Origin of the sequence: Paenibacillus sp. 4624, assembly GCF_050435065.1 — a bacterium.
In the GTDB taxonomy this organism is placed as follows: Bacteria; Bacillota; Bacilli; order Paenibacillales; family Paenibacillaceae; genus Paenibacillus; species Paenibacillus amylolyticus_D.
In genome coordinates this window covers 1-1,327 of the sequence record NZ_JBNDJR010000033.1, presented here as the reverse complement: position 1 = coordinate 1,327, position 1,327 = coordinate 1, and the positions used below count along the sequence as shown (strand labels likewise).

Genomic DNA, 1,327 nt, shown 5'->3' with positions numbered 1-1,327 from the left:
CTGCACTTCCACCCCCAGCCTATCTACCTCGTCGTCTTCAAGGGGTCTTACATACTGGGAAATCTCATCTTGAGGGGGGCTTCACGCTTAGATGCTTTCAGCGCTTATCCCGTCCGTACATAGCTACCCAGCGGTGCTCCTGGCGGAACAACTGGTACACCAGCGGTACGTCCATCCCGGTCCTCTCGTACTAAGGACAGCTCCTCTCAAATTTCCTACGCCCACGACAGATAGGGACCGAACTGTCTCACGACGTTCTGAACCCAGCTCGCGTACCGCTTTAATGGGCGAACAGCCCAACCCTTGGGACCTACTTCAGCCCCAGGATGCGATGAGCCGACATCGAGGTGCCAAACCTCCCCGTCGATGTGGACTCTTGGGGGAGATAAGCCTGTTATCCCCAGGGTAGCTTTTATCCGTTGAGCGATGGCCCTTCCATGCGGTACCACCGGATCACTAAGCCCGACTTTCGTCCCTGCTCGACTTGTAGGTCTCGCAGTCAAGCTCCCTTATGCCTTTGCACTCTTCGAATGATTTCCAACCATTCTGAGGGAACCTTTGGGCGCCTCCGTTACTCTTTAGGAGGCGACCGCCCCAGTCAAACTGCCCACCTGACACTGTCCCCGTACCCGCTGAGGGCACCAGGTTAGAACCTAGATACGATCAGGGTGGTATCCCAACGGTGCCTCCACACAAGCTGGCGCTCATGCTTCAAAGGCTCCCACCTATCCTGTACAGATCGTACCCAAATTCAATATCAAGCTGCAGTAAAGCTCCATGGGGTCTTTCCGTCTTGTCGCGGGTAACCTGCATCTTCACAGGTATTAAAATTTCACCGGATCTCTCGTTGAGACAGCGCCCAAGTCGTTACGCCATTCGTGCGGGTCAGAATTTACCTGACAAGGAATTTCGCTACCTTAGGACCGTTATAGTTACGGCCGCCGTTTACTGGGGCTTCGGTTCACAGCTTCGGATTGCTCCTAACCACTCCCCTTAACCTTCCAGCACCGGGCAGGCGTCAGCCCGTATACTTCGCCTTACGGCTTCGCACAGACCTGTGTTTTTGCTAAACAGTCGCTTGGGCCTTTTCACTGCGGCCCCCTCGTGCTATTCACACTACCGGGGCACCCCTTCTCCCGAAGTTACGGGGTCATTTTGCCGAGTTCCTTAACGAGAGTTCTTCCGCGCGCCTTAGAATTCTCTTCTCGCCTACCTGTGTCGGTTTGCGGTACGGGCACCTTCATCTGGCTAGAGGCTTTTCTTGGCAGTGTGAGATCATGACCTTCGCTACTGTAATTTTCACTCCCCATCACAGCTCAGCCTTACG

1 rRNA gene is annotated in these 1,327 nt (G+C 54.7%); it reads right to left on the bottom strand.

What is annotated here, in order from left to right:
• Positions 1-1,327, bottom strand: a 23S ribosomal RNA gene (locus ABIE27_RS31000); the annotation flags it as partial.